The following is a 15,818-nucleotide window of genomic DNA, read 5'->3' on the forward strand; positions in this document are numbered from 1 at the left end:
TGCATCCTGTTTCCCCCTCGCAGTCATGGACTAGACGGACATGAACGTAATGGCGTCCAGCCTTCCTTGTTGCTCGCGATCTACCGCCTCTAACAGAATCGTGAGTTCACCCTTGCCTGCCTCATACCAAGCGCCCGGCAAATAAAAGGAATCCGGGCTGCCGCCCGTCAGTACTGGCCTGCTCTCACCACCAGCCAGCCATAAGCGGCCAACGATGCGGCCTCCTAGAAATACGGTAAGCTTAAGCCCCGTACCTGTTACCTTGGCCCGCCATCCCGCTCCCGCTTCCGAGTTGACAGTCGAAGCATGCAGCCACGCTGTCTCGCCCGGCTCCAGTGCAACAGGCAATTGCATGATTGCTGCGCCTGCTCGACTGCTCTTAGCATGTGCCAGAAGCTCCGCTTCCTCCGCTCCCTGCAATGTCCAATCTACAGCCTCTATTCCTTCATACACGTACACCCGTCCGGATGGAAGGCCAAGCACCCGCTCGACAAATACGGTAAGAACCACGTCTTCGCCTGCCGTCACATGCTCCGATATGTCCACAAAGGGATCGAATGGATGAATGGCGCCTACGTCCTTTCCATCTACAAACAAACGAGCTAATGATTGCAAGCCTTTAAAGTGCAGCGTCCATGAATTAGCGCTCTCAGCTGCACGGAACGTTCTGCGGTAATATTCAAATGCGGGATGATCGGGCGACATCCAGCCTCCAAAGCTGATTATCGGCCACAGGCTGTCATCCTGTCCCTCAATCAGTTCCTTGCGCAAGCTTCGCTCCGCTGCGCGATAAACGCGCCAGTTCCCGCTTAGATCACGCACCTCTGTAATCGCCGCTATCCCTCTCAAGCCTTTCCTTGCATGAAGCCGAAGGCCGGGAAGCCGGGCATCGTCGAAGTTGGAGTGCCCCCAAATTTCCACCCTTGCATGCAGTTTTCCCTCCTGCAGAGTATGGACCAGCGGCAGATAGGCGCTGCCTCCGCCAGAAACCGCCGTTCCGGCATATTGCCCATCCGCATATAACGATATGACATCGCTGCCCTGCTTGATTAGGTAACCTTGTACGAGCTCTCCCTTCATCAAGGCGACGGATGCTTCGTAGCCGGCAAAGCCGCGGAATATGTCTGCCTCTTCCAGATAGTCGGCGCTGTCTAAAGTCAATCTGCTATCCTCAGCCTGTAAGGCAAGCAGCGAGGTAGCTTGAAATCCGCTTAACGACCACTCGCTCGCCGCCTCCTCCAGCTGATCCGAATAAACGAGCGGTTGACCTTCAATTACGCTGCCGTCCTCCGTTACACCCTCCATATAAAGCGCTTTCATTCTATCGGTAATCAATAGCTTAAACGCAGCCCCGTCAGCATCGACGATGGAGCAGCAGCCAGCCTCCAGCCCATCAAAGCGAATGGTCAGCTTCCCGTCCGACCAAGCCGACGCCGCGTGGACCGCATTCACGCTTTTTGGCTCATTCATCCGAATGACAATTTCACCGCTGCCGTCCGTATGGAAAGCGAGACTTGCTCCTGACGCCGATTGTTCTGCATAATACAGCTCAGCCGTCGAGCTTTGCAGTACGCCTTCCATGCCCCATAAGCTAAGCGGAACTTCAAAGGGAAGTGCCAGCGACCTGCCTGCTCGGAGCGTAAAACCGTTTTGCGCGGGAGTTTTCGCTTCGTCCGCAGCCGAGAGAATAATTTGTTTGTCCCGCTCATCGAGGTTTGTGACGAACAGGAGGCTTCCCCCGCCGCTTAGCTGAAGCGAGAAAGGACCCGCAATGCCCTGGCGATCTCCGGTTATCGCCCACGCAGATGACACCTCTGTTTCTGGCAAGGCCTGTGCGAGCGCCGCTCCATAAGCCGCAATCATTCGACCCAGCAATCTCCCATCATACGCCTCCTCACGAATATGTCCTTCCGGCGAGATCATCCCTCCAAAATCATAATCCGATGTCATAAACGCCAGCGGCTTCCCCCAATTGTTCGTCGCGTTCGTAAAGCCGAAGTCTGTACCCGATACCTGCAAATAGGGACCGAGCAGCTTCGCTCCGCAAGACAGCAATCTTCTCAGCAGGTAATGCGCACGGTTCGTTTCCGTTACAAGCAGCGGATACCCGAGCTTCGATAGCGCCTGACCATAATGCAGCACCTTTTGCTCAAATTCCGCATCCCGGTTGTCCGGGTAGAAGTTGCAGCTTGGCACGACGTTGTCGGCAAGCCCCGACGCCTGCAGCAAGCCGCCTTGTCCGGCGCAAGCGAACAGCGGAACCGTAATGCCATGACTGAGCGCCATATCGCGCAAAGCGCTAATATACCCTTTGGGATCATGGCAGTCATAGAAATCAAGCTCGTTATCGAGCTGAACGCCGATTACCGTTCCGCCCTCGCCTGCTTGCTGCTGCTTTATGAGCGGCAGGACTTGATCGAACCACTTGGACACATAGCCGAGGAAACCTGCTTCATTGTCACGGAGCTTCACACCCTTGGTCAGCAGGTAAGCCGGCAATGCACCGCCGTCCCACTCGGAGCAAATGTAAGGCCCTGGCCTAGCTACTACGTACAAGCCCGCTTCCGCAGCCTCCGTTAGAAACGCCGCTATATCGCGCTCGCCGCTGAAATCCCATTCCCCTTCTGCTCTTTCGTGATAATTCCAAGGAAAGTATACGTCAATGCTGTTATAGCCGAATGCTTTGAGCTGCTCCATCCGCTCCCGCCACAGCGCTCGCGGTATGCGGAAATAAAACAATGAGGCACATAGCAGGACTTGCGGCGTTTCCCCGATTCTTACAGCATCCGCATCGAATCGTACAGCTGCTTTCGCTTCCGTTTCCATCATCATGTGGCACCCTCCCAAAGGATCAGCTTCATAAGCTTAATATGCTTAATATGTAACCCGTTTCATGAAACCCGTTACATTTGTAGAGAAAATAAATACACGCCATGACCGGTGAAACAGAATCTGATTCTGTACGGTGCTCTGATGTGTATCGGGTGTGTTTACGGCTTTGTAGGAAGAAGCCAAGCTGTGATGTAACGGGTTACATTCTTACTGGCGACACCATCTAATCTGTTGACAATTTGATTTTATTCACAAATGTAAGCGTTGTCAATCATTATTTTTAACTGTTATTTGACTCGGCTTTTCGCTAGTCATATCCATGTTGGAGGCTTTGCCGTCGATTCCCTTACGATGAGCTCCGGCCTTACCTTCGTGCTTTTGCTCACTTTGCTTTTGGCAATCATTTGATGGAGCAGCTCCGCGGCATGCCGTCCCACATCATAGCATCTCAAGGAAACCGTCGTTAATTCCGGAATGCTGTTGGAGGCATAGGGGATATCGTCAAAGCCGATGAGAGACAGCTCCTCGGGAACACGAATGCCTGCTTTATGGGCAGCTTTCATAACACCGATTGCGACAAGGTCGTTTGCGCAAAAGATAGCCGTCGGCCTCTCTGGCAGCGCAAGCAGCCGGTTCATGAACGCCTTCCCGCTTTCTACCGAGAAGCCTCCATCCATAATCCATTCCTTGCGCGCCTGCAAGCCGCTTCGCTCCATCGTTCTGACGAAGCCCTTAATTCGCTGGATGGTATTAGACATATGCTTGTACCCGCCGACGAACGCAATTCGCTCATGCCCAAGCTCAATAAGATGCTGCGTTGCAAGCTCCGCGCCCTCCACCTCATCTGCATATACGCGAGTCATGCCTTCGCCAGGCAGATTGCCGTTGATAAGCAGCAGCGGCACCCGCTTGCTCGCTTCGACGACCTCGCCGATCAGCTCCTTGCTCGGCTTTGCGAGATTGATTCTTCCTCCGATCATCACAATGCCGTCAACCTGCTTCTCCATCAGAATGCTCAAATATTGCGATTCCCGCACATATTGCTCTGCTGAATCGCCATTTGTCGACACCGTGTCGCATAAAAAAAACGTATACCCCTTGCTTCGCGCCTCTTGGTCCAGACCGGCTAGCACCTCTGGGAAAAAGGGGTTGGTGATGTCCGGCAAAATGACGCCAATCATGCCCGTTTCCTTCTTATACAAGCTTCTCGCTAGCGCATTCGGCTGGAATTGATGCTTCGCAATCAGCTCCATTACACGCTCTCTGGTTGACTTCTTGACTGGCGCCGTGTTGTTGATCACACGTGATACAGTGGCTACTGAAACATTGGCTTCCCTAGCAATATCATAAACAGTAACCGGCTTGATAGCAGCTCCTCCTTCGTTCAAGGTCTATTCTTCAGTAGGATAACAGACTTTCAGCCAAATAGGAACGAGCAGTTTCCAATTTCTGTAGAACAAAAAGCCGGACAGGCTTTAGGCATATTTACCTAAAGCCTGTCCGGCCCCCTTGTTTATTCATTCACATCGACGTAAGGCTTGCCATCCTTGAACCGAACCAAACCCATACAGGTTTCACGCAGCACGCTTGCCTCCGGCTCCGCTAGCCGATGATAAACCAAGTACCATTCATTCTCATATTCGGTGAGCGAGGCATGGCCCGTTCCAACCGCGCTGGCCGATTCCAACGTCATGCGGTTATCCTCCGGCACCTCATAAGGACCTAGAATATTGTCGCTGAACGCATATGCAATCTGGTACCTTGGATCACGCGTATCATAATTGCTCCATGTCAGCCAGTATCTTCCGTCTCTCTTCTGCATATGCGGCCCTTCGTTGTACACGGATATATCGCCTGCTGTCCCATCGCTGCCTTTGGCCGCATGAATCTGCAAGGACAACTCGAGCGGAGCCGTTTTGAAGGTGATCATATCCTCTTCAAGCGGCACGATCCAGCATTTCCCTTGTCCCCAGAGCAGATAAGGCTGACCGTCATCATCCACGAACAAATCTGCGTCAATCGACTGGCAGGCATATTCATCGCGCGTGATTAGCGGACGGTCCAGCATATCCTTGAAGGGACCTAGCGGCGAGTCGGATACGGCTGCGCCAATCTGTGCCTCGGCAGAGAAATACATATAATATTTGTTTTTATATTTCGCGATGCCCGGCGCCCAAGCCTGCTTGTCTGCCCAACTGACATCATCCAGATCGAGCGCCAAATAGGGGCCGTCCCAGTTCACCAAATCCTTGCTGTGAAACACATGGAACTTCTCGTACATCCAGCCGGCGCTGTCCTTGGTTGGATATAAGTAATAATCGTCTCCGTCCCTCAGGATGAACGGATCTGCCCAGAAGCCAGGCAAAATAGGGTTGGCAATAGTCATGCTCATGCTCCTTTTGAATGCGTATTCCGTCGCTTGTCGCTTGTTATTCTTTCACCGAGCCTAAAGTAATGCCATGTACAAAGTAACGCTGCAAAAACGGATAAATGATTAAAATGGGCAGCATCGTGACGACGATCTTGGCTGCATTGAATGTCCGTTGAGAAAAGTTTATCAAATCCTCCGGCCTTGTCGAGGAAGAAATGGACGGAGCGACGACGAGCTGCTGAATATAGGTTTGCAGCGGAATATTATGCTGCTTGTTCATCAGAATTAGGCCATCAAAAAAAGCGTTCCAGTGGCCGACAATGCTGAATAGCGTCACCGTTGCAATCGCCGGCATAGCAAGCGGTACTGCAATGGCGATCAGCGTCCGCCACGGCCCAGCTCCGTCCATTTTGGCCGATTCATTAATTTCCTTCGGCATGCCGCGGAAAAAGTTCATCAGCAGAATAACGTTGAAGATCGGGACGGCAGTTGGGAGCACGAGCGCCCAGATCGTATCGGTCAGATGAAGGCTCTTCACGACCATATACCACGGAATTAAACCGCCGGTGAACATCATCGTGAATACAATAACCCACATATAAACGTCCCTGCTCCGGAATTCAAGCCGTTCCTTGGCAAGCGGATAGGCCATTAGAATCGTCAGCACGAAGTTAATGGCTCCGCCAAGCAATACCCGCTTAACCGATACGCCGAAAGCGTCGAAAAACCGGCTGTCCTTAAACATATATTCATAGGAATATAGGGTGAAATCGACTGGAAATAAGGTGACTGCACCGGATGCCGCAGCCGACTTGCCGCTGAACGAAAGCGAAACCACGTATACGAGCGGCAGCAAGCAAAGCAGCGTAATGAGCAGCATGACGAGCGTCAATATAATATCAGTAGTCCGGATTCCGCGGAGACCTGTTAGCGGCATGGGACACTTCCCTTCTGATTGCAATCATGCAAATTCTTGTTGCGGCTGTTTAGAAAATCCGATAGCCCGCATACTTGGAGGCCAATCGATAGGAAACGAATATGAGTATAAATCCGACAACCGATTTCAACGCGCCAACGGCAGTAGCCAGTCCATATTGATACTGAACGAGCCCGATCCGGTATACATAGGTATCGATAATGTCTCCTGATTCGTAAACGAGCGGGTTGTACAAGTTGTAAATCTGATCGAAGCCCGCATTCAGGATGCTGCCGATATTCAGCGTAGAAACCAAGATAATCGTCGGCAGTATGCCAGGCAGCGTGACGCTCCATATTTTGCGAATGCGCCCCGCTCCGTCTATCGATGCCGCCTCATAGAGCGATGGATTGATGGCGGTCAGCGCCGCTAAGAAAATAATCGTATTGAAACCAAACTCTTTCCATACATCGCTTAGAACGACAACGACCGGAAACCAATCATTGCTTCCAAGAAAAAATATCGGCTCTCCCGCAATAGCCGTTACAACCTGATTGACGATGCCGTTTTGTGACAGCATGTCGCTCAGAATGCCGGCTAGAATGACCCAAGATAGGAAATGGGGCAAATAAATAATCGTCTGCATCCACTTCTTGATCCGGCTAAACACGATTTCATGCAATAGCAATGCCGTGCTTACTGGAACGATTACATTCATAACCATTTTCATGAGGGAAATAAATATCGTATTAAAAAAGATGATCTTGCTGTCGTCTAGCTGGAACATGTAGCTGAAGTTTTCAAAGCCCACCCATTTGGAGCCCCAAATCCCTTTGACCGGAATAAAATCCTGGAAAGCGATCGCCATTCCGAATAGCGGGACTATTCCGAAAATAATAAGGAGGATCATGCCCGGCGCCAGCATTAGATGATAATGAATCGTATTTTTGGAATCTCGCAAAGCTTCCACTCCATCCTTAAACAAACTTTCAAGCTTGAGGGACGGGATAACCAGGATACCTCGGTATCCCATCCCTGCATGCTAGTTATTCACTGCTTATTTGGCTGCTGCCGAGATTTCCTCGGTAATTTGGTCGCCGCCTTGCGATTTCCATTTATCTACGAAGCCGTCAAAGGAATCAAGCGACTCGTTGCCCATAATGATTTTCAAGAACGTTTCGTCCTCCAGCTTGCGCAGATTCGCCCATTTTGTACGCATCGTGTCCGTTTGATCATAATAAACGCCGACTTTGCGGTTAATTTGGTCATCCTTGCCAAGCGGCAGCGCTCCGGTCAGGAAAGCATGCCTTTGCGACCATGCAGCCAAATCCTTTTTCGGATTTTCCTTATCCTTCAGGTACGAGTTGTAGATTTGCTTCGCTTCGCCTTGCAGCGTATCCGCTGCCGCGTTGCCGTCAATGACGTCTTGTACGAGCTTTGCCTTTTTCTCTTTGTCGTCATAGTTGCTCACGAGAAGCGAGAACGGCATATTCATCCAGTTGAAATCGTCCTTCTCTACGATGCCTTCACCTTGCAGCTGATCGGCGTCAAATTGCATATTCAATGTTTTCAACACAGCCTCGGGATGCTTGAACCCCTTTTTCACAACGAGGTAGCGTGTGGTAGGCGAGCCCATATGCGTATTCATCTTGCCTTCTTGGCTAAGCGGCGACAGATAGGATACCCACTCCGCTTTCGAATCCTGTGCCACGGAATCAGCCAGCATGCCAAACGGCAGCCACCATGGTCCGAAGAAAATGCCCGCTTTTCCGCTGACAACCAGCTCATTCACCTGCTCGCTCTTTTTCACGGCAAACTCTTTGTCGATAACGCCCTCTTCTACCCAGCCTCTCAGCTTGGCAAGCGCATCCTTCACTTCCGGTTGAATCGAGCCGTATGCTGCATTGCCGCTCGCATCCTCTACCCATAGCTGCGGATATGCATGGTAAGCGCTGAAGATGGAATCGAAGCCGAATACGCTTGTTCCAATGTTAACGATTACTTGGTTGCCGAGCAGGCCGGCTGAACCTTTTTTGTCCATGAACGCTTTCGTCACGTTAATGATGTCATCCATCGTTTTGGGAGCTTCAAGCCCCAGCTCGTCCAGCCAATCCTGGCGGACCCAAAGCAGGTTCTGCGCATCCGCTCCAGGGCTTACGTTCGGGAAAGCCATCAGCTTGCCGTCGAAAGTTGCCGAAGCTAGGCTGTAGCCGTCGGTGGAATCATAAGCCGCTTTGAGCGCCGGCGATACGAAGCTGTCATACGTTGACGATAGATCCTCGATAAGATCCGCATTCACGAGCTGTACAAGCTGCTGCTTGTCAACGGTCATCACGTCTGGGATATCGCCTGTAGACAGCGTAAGTCCGACCTTCTGCATGTATGCGTCGCCTGACGTTGTAGCCTGCCAAGCATTCGTATACTTAATGTTCAGCTTTTCGCCGAAATAGCGGGTCAGCTCATTGTCTTCGATAGTGGAACCATCCGGAAGCTTCGGATCAACCGCTGCCTCTTTTCCAATTTCAATCGTCACGGTCTCCGACATTGGCGCGTACGGATCAGCCGGCTCAGAAACGGTGCCCGAGCCGTTCGAATTGCCGCCGTTGGCACCTCCGTTATTCGTTTTTTCATTATTTCCCGAGCAAGCAGTAAGTACCATCAGTGCGCAAACGATGAGTATGCCTAACGTTTTTTTCATTTCTGCTTTTCCCCCTGCATATCGTTTATGGTCTACTGCCCCAGTATACGCCCGTTCTGCGAGAATGAGGGTCAGAACGATGTAGGCAGTTAGGCGTGTTTTCGTAACCGTTTTTTTTATGCGATTTATCAGCCTGCGACAATAACCTACGTTCCAACTGACAAACTTCGCACCTTGCGCGTTTTGCGCCTATATGGCATTCCGATTGCGGAAATCAGACGGAAGCATGCCGATCTCCTGAAGGAACAGCTTGCTGAAATATTTCTCATCCTTGAAGCCGACAAGCTGCGCAATCTGATAGATCGGCGTATTCGTATGCACCAGTAGCTGCTGCGCCTTCGACATCCGAATTTCCGTCGCATAATCGTTGAACGATTTGCCGGTCACATTCTTGAAGCATTGGCTGAAATACGTTCGGCTCATATTGGCGATGCCCGCCAATTCATGCTGGCTGAAATTCATTTCCTCCTGCTCATGCATGAATCTAATGGCTTTATATATAACGCGGACGATATCATCGCCGTATTTGGATTTGCAGACGATGCTGCGCAGCTTGCCGCGCTCTTCCTCGAGCGCTGCTTTCCATTCTTCCCACATTCGCAGCGGCTCCAACCGGAATATGAGCTGCATCGACCACTCCAGCATGAGCAGCAATCGCCCATTCTCTAGAAACGCAGGGAACAGCAGCTTCTTCAGCTCACCCATCGGCAGCCGCAGCGCGACCGTATCCTGCAGGAGAAGCTCGTATTCTTCGTTGCTATAAATCCAATCCGGTGAGTTCCAGCGCAGTCCAAGCCGCTCCTTCTCCGGCTCTACCCATTCATGCTCTTTGTCCGCTGCCCACTCCCAGAAGGTAACCCAATGCTTGTAATCGTATAATAAGCCCGATGACAAATAAGCATGCAGCCGGTCGACCGTTTCGCCAAGCGTGATGCCGCCAAGGCCATGCACAAGCACCGGCAGGCAGCTCGCCTGCTTGATATCTGTAATCAGCGTCTTCTCCTGCTCGGCGCCTAAGCTGTCCAAGGCGAAAAACCAGCAGTGGCGATCCAAATAATGAATAACGTTACCAGCCGAAAGCTTCTCGACGAGCTTGCCCGCCTGCTCGTCATCTCCAAGCTTTAAGACCACCATCGCGCGATCGAACAGCTTCTTGTCCGGTACTTGTTTTTTGACGTTTCTCTCCTCGTAGGTGCGGGCAATACGGCGTAAAACCTCATCCATCGTGTCCGTTTCCAAATCGTTTTTGACCACATAATCAAGCGCGCCCATACGGATCGCCTTCTGGGCATACGCGAATTCCTCGTGGCAAGACAGAACAACGACCGATTTCTCCGGGTATTTCTCGCTCATCGCCTCCATCAGCTCGAAGCCGGACATCTCGGGCATCATGAGATCCGTAAACACAATATCAACATCCTGCTGCTCCAGCAGCTCAAGCGCTTTTCTTCCATTGCCCGCTTCCCCGACAACCTCCATCTGATAGTTGGACCAAGGCATGATGGATATCAACCCGCGTCTCACCAGCTTTTCATCGTCTACGATAATGACCTTCATAGCATGTTACCCTCCCTATCAATTGGCAAATGAATCGAAACGACCGTCCCTTTTCCAATTACGCTATCTATCGCAAGCTCACTGCTGCCTCCCGTAAAGCTGCTAAGCGTCCTCTTTACATAATTTAGGCCAATGCCAAGACCCGACAAATTATTTTTTCGCGTATCGGACTCCAGCAGCTCCTTAATTTTCTCCGGACTGATTCCATTGCCGTTATCGGTCACCTTCAACAGCAGAGCTTGGCTATGTTCCTGCACGCTTACCTCAATGATCCCTTTCTCGTCCATCATCCCGTGATAGAGCGCATTCTCGACGATCGGCTGCAAAATAAACCGTGGCAGCGGAGTCGCAAGGAACGGCTCCGGAATGTCATAACGCACATCAAACTCGAAATCATACCTGATTTTCTGCAGCTCCACGTAATCGTTCAGCGAATCGATTTCATCCTTCAACGTAACAATGGTGCCATCCTTCGCCAAATTATATTTGAGCACCTTCGTGAACAACGACAGGAATCGGTCAATTTCATGCTGCCCCTTCAAACGGGCCAGCCACTGGGCGGTATTCAGCGTATTGTACAAAAAATGCGGATTAATTTGCGCCATCAGCTTCTCCATCTCGATATCTTGCTTCTCGCTAGCTTCCTTGGCGACCTCTTCGATTAAATCCTGGATTTTGTATTGCATATCCTTGAAATTATCGATCAGAAAGTCAAACTCGCGCAGTCCCGTTTTTTGGAAGAAATCATTCGGCTCCTGGCTGATAAAAGAGGAGATGCCCTTGCGTATCCGGTGCAGCGGAGCAATGACGACCTTCCACGTCCGGAAGGCGGACCAGATGCTAATCAACAGCCCTAATACGACAATGAAAGAATAGCGTACGAACCAATCACGGATTTCCTTCTGGTATTCGCCTTTTTCGATAAATACACCTAGGCGCCAGCCTTGGCTGCCGATCTCCTCATGGAAATAATAATGATCCATCGACTTGGCGTCATAACGGCTGCCGATCGGCGTCAGCTCTGGCTTGTCGCTGTATAAGACCACGCCGTCATTGTCCATGAGCAGATGCGATACGTTCATTCCGTATTGCTCCTTGTTCAATACGTTCTGAATGACCTTTACATTGGTTTCCGCATATACGAGCATCGGGTTCCGAGGATCGGTCGTGCCTCCTACGCTCCTCACAATGGAGAAAACGGATGTGTCATTGTATTTGTACAAGGTAAGATGAGGCCCGTTATAGGTATGGTCGGACTTAATGGAAAGCTTCGGCAGGCTGTCGAAATCCGGGTGCGGGTTTCTCGTTATATAGTTGTTGTATAACATCTCGCCTGTTGTCGTATCGTAATACAGCACTAAACCAATTGTCGGATTCGAAGCGTTGAGTATGCCCATATTGCGCTGAATAGCTGTCGTCAGCTGAGATTTCTCGTACGTATCCTCGCTGGTCTGGAGCAATTTCAGATCCTGCCCAACGAACCCTTGATAGGACATTTGCTGCGATACGTCATACAGATTGCCCAGCGTTTCCTCTACGGCGCCCCTTACCCGCTGCAAGTTTTGCTCGATGCCTTTTTCTATTTTGTTGTACAAAATGTTATAGATCGAATACACGGTCAGCAGCCCAACGAGCACCAGCGGAATAACCGAGCTGATGAGCAGCGTCCAATAGAGCTGGCCCCGCAGTGTATCCCAGCCAAATAAACGTTTGATATATGAGCCTTCCCTCTCCTCCACTTGCTTCACCTGCTTATCATGTATTTGGACAACCACACTATATCATAAAATATCGTTTGAATAGATATTGGCTTGCGGAGAAGGCAAGCACTTCTCCGCCCAATGAACAACGGAAAAAGAGCAGGCCGCGATCGCGACCTGCTCTTCTTTCTTTGGATCTATTCAACAAAAATTAGCTTCATGATGATGTGCTGCTTTTGCTTTCTTGGTCTTCTTTCATTGAACCTATCAAATCAAAAATAGCTTCATGATGATGTGCTGCTTTTGCTTTCTTGGTCTTCTTTCATTGAACCTATCAAGTCAAAAATAACTTCATGATGATGTGCTGCTTTTGCTTTCTTGTTCATCTTTGCTCTCCGTGACAAGCTCTCGCGCCGAGCTTTTGAATTCATGCAGCGTGCGGCCTACCGCCCGCCCAAGCTCTGGCAGCTTCGAAGGTCCGAACACGATGAGAATGACGACTAGAATCATAATTAATCCGGGTAATCCAATGCTTTGCAACATGAAACTCCACCTCTTTCCTGTTATTGTGCTGCCGCTTACTATGCCTTCACAATAGCAGATCCTCTCGCTCGCGTCCCGCTTTATGTCAGATTATATACCATCATTTTTTCTCAAGAAAAATACTTATAGTAGTAGCGCGATTTAGGTTGTACGAATTGTCTAAACAGGCTGTGAAAAGTTGGGTGCATCATCTAATGACAGCACTTGCCTCCATCATTATCATTAGGTACACATCGGTCAAGCGTTAGTATTCCTAACATAATTTCAGAAAGGAGTGGCAAGGGCAAGCCAAACCATTGCAGAGGAGCTGTCATCATGTCGTTTATGGATAAGCAAGTCATGAATATCGGAACGGTCAGCGAGCTTACCGGCTTATCGGAGAGGCGGATTCGTTACTATGAGATTCGGAAGCTTATTTGCCCGAAACGAACGCTTGGGGGGACGCGGAAATATTCATTCCGGGACATCGAGAAGCTGGTTGAGATCAGCAGGCAAATGGAAATCGGCTGGATGACGGCCGAGATCAGGCAGAACACCGGAAGAAGCAAGGCAGGATCGGCTGCAAATGGTTAGGAGGCGCTTAATATGCTGGCACAGTCAAGTTTAATCGATCATTTAACCGAGCTGCGGAGAAGAATCATCTATGTGCTCATCATGTTCGCGATTGCTTTAGTCGGCGGAATTGCGTTGGTTCGTCCCGTGCTTAGCTACTTGCAGCAATCCTATTCTCCCGCTCAACCGATCCTTTGGAATGCTTTTTCACCATTTGACGCGCTTCAGCTCTACATGCAAACTGGAGTAGTGATCGGAATAGGCGCATCGGTGCCGTTTATTTTGCTTCAGGTATGGCTATTCGTTAAGCCCGCCTTAACTTTAAAAGAACGAAAGTCGGTGCCGTGGCTGATCCCGTTCGCGCTCCTGTTGTTCTTAATCGGCCTTGCATTCAGCTGGTTTATCGTTTTTCCGATGGCCGTCCAGTTTGCATCCACCGTTACACGCTCCATGGGTTTAGTCGAAACCTATGGCGCGGCGCAATATATTCAGTTTCTCGTTCGCATTATTTTGCCGCTGTCGCTAGCCTTTGAATACCCTATCGTGCTGATTTTCTTGGCTAGGCTTGGCCTTGTTACACCTGAGCGCCTTCGTAAAAGCAGAAAATTCGCTTATGTCATCTTGGTTACCGTATCGACCATCCTTACGCCGCCAGATTTCATCTCGGCTTTCATCGTGCTCGTTCCATTAGTTCTATTGTTCGAAGCTAGCTTTCCCCTTGCCAAATGGGCAAATAAACGAAGAGATTAGAGGAGGAACATGAACATGGATCAAGAAAACAAAGGGCTCTCGCGCAGAGACTTTATCGGCAATGTCGGCAAAATCGGAGGGGCTTCCGCCGTACTCGGCGTCATAGGCTCAATGGGGCTTTTCTCGCCTGAATCCGCAGGTGCAGCCGCTGAGGCGAAAAAAGAGGATTCGAAAGCAAAGAAGCCTGGGAAAAACAGCAGCTACATGCTATTGAACGTTCGCCTCGAAAGCGGCTATACCTACGAAAGCGGTCAGGTCGTCGCTACGGAAACCGTCCTTCGCAACCTGCAGATCGAGAAGGGAAAAATTACGAAAATTCTCGATACGAAAGCCGCATACGGCAAAACGCTCGACTGCTACGATGCGAAGGGCATGCTTCTCCTGCCTTCCTTCCGGGATATGCATATCCATTTGGATAAAACCTTTTATGGCGGTCCTTGGCGGGCGGTTAGGCCGACCAAAAACGGTATTTTCGACCGGATTATCGAGGAGCAAACGCTGCTTCCACAGCTTCTGCCCACTGCCCAAGCGCGCGCGCAGAAGCTTATTGAGCTCATACTTGGCTACGGTACCACCTATGTAAGAAGCCACTGCAATATTGATCCGACGGTTGGACTCAAAAACTTGGAGAAGCTGAAGCTTGCCTTGGGCAATTATTCGGACAAAATCTCGCATGAAATCGTCGCTTTTCCCCAGCACGGCCTGCTGCGCTCGAATGTAGAGGGTCTTATGCGCGACGCCATGCAGCTAGGCGTCACGCATGTCGGCGGATTAGACCCTACGCTGGTTGACGTCGATATGGAGAAATCGCTGCAAACGATGGTGCAGATCGCCGTAGACTACAAAGCCGGCATCGACATTCATCTGCATGAGGGCGGAGAAACAGGCATAAAAGCCATTCGCCGCTTGGCCGATCTAACCGAGCAAGCGGGCCTGCAAGGAAAAGTAACGGTCAGCCATGCCTTCTCGCTTGCCTCGCTGACTGCTGGCGCCGATATAGAAATGGCCGATCGGCTTGCCTCGCTTGGCATTTCCATCGCTTCATCCGTTCCGATTGGCAGAAGCGTGATGCCGATTCCGCTGCTGCAGAAGCAGAAGGTACAGGTGCTGCTCGGCAATGACAGCATTACCGACCACTGGTCACCCTTCGGCATCGGAGATACGCTTCAGAAATCGCAACTTGCGGCGCAACTGTACGGCTGGTCCAGCGAATACAATTTATCACGCGCCCTCTCTCTGGCAACTGGCGGGGTCACCCCGCTGGACGAGTCCGGCAAGCAAATATGGCCGAAGGTTGGCGATGCGGCAACCGCGGTGCTCGTAGCGGCGAGCTGTTCGGCAGAAACAGTGGCGCGGCTGCCTAAGCGCGAAGCCGTGCTGCATAAAGGCACGCTTTCCTCCGGCTCGCTCGAGATCGCGAAGATTAAGCGCTAGCCACTGCTTGGGAGTATAAACGTCTGCGCTTATGGTAGCCCTTTTGAGACTTAGGTGTTTTCTTTTGATAGTAATACGTAGAACGAGGCAGGCAGCATATCCTGAGAATGGTTCGAACTTTGTAGCCTTTTAAGATCCATTCTCTGGCCACTTCCATTGGAGGTTTGGATGTTTTTTTTTAACCARGTCACGAAGGACAGCGATCTCCAGTTCCTTCTCACCTATGAGCTTCGTCGCCTGTTCATATTTATCTTTCCAATCTTCTGTCGTCTGAGGATTRCTTAGGTTTTCTAGCTTTTTCTTTTTATTCATTGCTGGCTCCACCTCGTCTCGATATTGTTTCATCCATTTGTATAACGAGTAAGGGGATATCCCGTGCTTTCGGGCTGTTAAAGCCATATTCCCCCGCTCAAGTGCTTCTTCTACGACCTGTATTCTAAGTTCGTCAAACTTGCTGTGCTGTAC

General features: G+C 50.6%; 13 protein-coding genes. 3 read left to right on the plus strand and 10 right to left on the minus strand.

What is annotated here, in order from left to right; all coding sequences use genetic code 11:
• Window positions 1-30 precede the first annotated feature (30 nt).
• From AB4Z29_RS28890 to AB4Z29_RS28930, 9 genes are all read right to left on the minus strand, one after another.
• Window positions 31-2,832 (minus strand): beta-galactosidase, encoded by a 2,802-nt coding sequence (locus AB4Z29_RS28890; protein WP_441946412.1) that lies wholly within the window; start codon window positions 2,830-2,832, stop codon window positions 31-33.
• 311 nt (window positions 2,833-3,143) lie between these two features.
• Window positions 3,144-4,199, minus strand: a complete 1,056-nt coding sequence (locus tag AB4Z29_RS28895) for a LacI family DNA-binding transcriptional regulator (RefSeq protein ID WP_441946423.1) — start codon at window positions 4,197-4,199, stop codon at window positions 3,144-3,146.
• 146 nt (window positions 4,200-4,345) lie between these two features.
• Window positions 4,346-5,218, minus strand: a complete 873-nt coding sequence (locus AB4Z29_RS28900; protein ID WP_441946413.1) for a family 43 glycosylhydrolase — start codon at window positions 5,216-5,218, stop codon at window positions 4,346-4,348.
• A 43-nt stretch (window positions 5,219-5,261) separates the two neighbouring features.
• Window positions 5,262-6,140 carry a carbohydrate ABC transporter permease gene (locus tag AB4Z29_RS28905; RefSeq protein WP_441946414.1) on the minus strand — a complete coding sequence of 293 codons (879 nt, stop codon included), beginning with the start codon at window positions 6,138-6,140 and terminating at the stop codon, window positions 5,262-5,264.
• Between the two features lie 49 nt (window positions 6,141-6,189).
• Entirely contained in the window at window positions 6,190-7,080 is an 891-nt protein-coding gene (locus tag AB4Z29_RS28910; protein WP_246431804.1) for an ABC transporter permease, read from the minus strand.
• 96 nt (window positions 7,081-7,176) lie between these two features.
• Window positions 7,177-8,817 (minus strand): extracellular solute-binding protein, encoded by a 1,641-nt coding sequence (locus AB4Z29_RS28915; protein ID WP_441946415.1) that lies wholly within the window; start codon window positions 8,815-8,817, stop codon window positions 7,177-7,179.
• A 189-nt stretch (window positions 8,818-9,006) separates the two neighbouring features.
• Complete coding sequence (locus AB4Z29_RS28920) at window positions 9,007-10,374, minus strand: response regulator transcription factor (protein ID WP_441946416.1); 1,368 nt, start codon at window positions 10,372-10,374, stop codon at window positions 9,007-9,009.
• Window positions 10,371-12,113, minus strand: a complete 1,743-nt coding sequence (locus tag AB4Z29_RS28925) for a histidine kinase (protein ID WP_441946417.1) — start codon at window positions 12,111-12,113, stop codon at window positions 10,371-10,373. The genes AB4Z29_RS28920 and AB4Z29_RS28925 overlap by 4 nt, the downstream gene beginning before the upstream one ends.
• A 312-nt stretch (window positions 12,114-12,425) precedes the next feature.
• A complete protein-coding gene (locus tag AB4Z29_RS28930) occupies window positions 12,426-12,617 on the minus strand; it encodes a twin-arginine translocase TatA/TatE family subunit (RefSeq protein ID WP_441946418.1) in 192 nt (63 codons plus the stop codon).
• Between the two features lie 315 nt (window positions 12,618-12,932).
• Between AB4Z29_RS28930 and AB4Z29_RS28935 the strand changes: the two genes are divergently transcribed.
• The 3 genes from AB4Z29_RS28935 to AB4Z29_RS28945 all read left to right on the plus strand — a co-directional run bounded on the left by AB4Z29_RS28935 (window position 12,933) and on the right by AB4Z29_RS28945 (window position 15,353).
• A complete protein-coding gene (locus tag AB4Z29_RS28935; RefSeq protein ID WP_441946419.1) occupies window positions 12,933-13,190 on the plus strand; it encodes a MerR family transcriptional regulator in 258 nt (85 codons plus the stop codon).
• Window positions 13,191-13,202: 12 nt separating this feature from the next.
• The gene (gene tatC / locus AB4Z29_RS28940) at window positions 13,203-13,919 is read left to right on the plus strand and encodes a twin-arginine translocase subunit TatC (RefSeq protein WP_441946420.1); all 717 of its coding nucleotides are present in this window, start codon (window positions 13,203-13,205) and stop codon (window positions 13,917-13,919) included.
• 204 nt (window positions 13,920-14,123) lie between these two features.
• Window positions 14,124-15,353: an amidohydrolase family protein gene (locus AB4Z29_RS28945; RefSeq protein WP_441946424.1), complete on the plus strand. Its 1,230-nt coding sequence runs from the start codon at window positions 14,124-14,126 to the stop codon at window positions 15,351-15,353.
• A gap of 129 nt (window positions 15,354-15,482) precedes the next feature.
• Here the strand turns inward: AB4Z29_RS28945 and AB4Z29_RS28950 are convergent.
• On the minus strand, window positions 15,483-15,818 hold a 336-nt coding region (locus AB4Z29_RS28950), incomplete at its 5' end, for a helix-turn-helix domain-containing protein (RefSeq protein WP_441943542.1).

This window comes from Paenibacillus sp. 2TAB23, from assembly GCF_052115165.1.
Lineage (GTDB): Bacteria > Bacillota > Bacilli > Paenibacillales > Paenibacillaceae > Pristimantibacillus.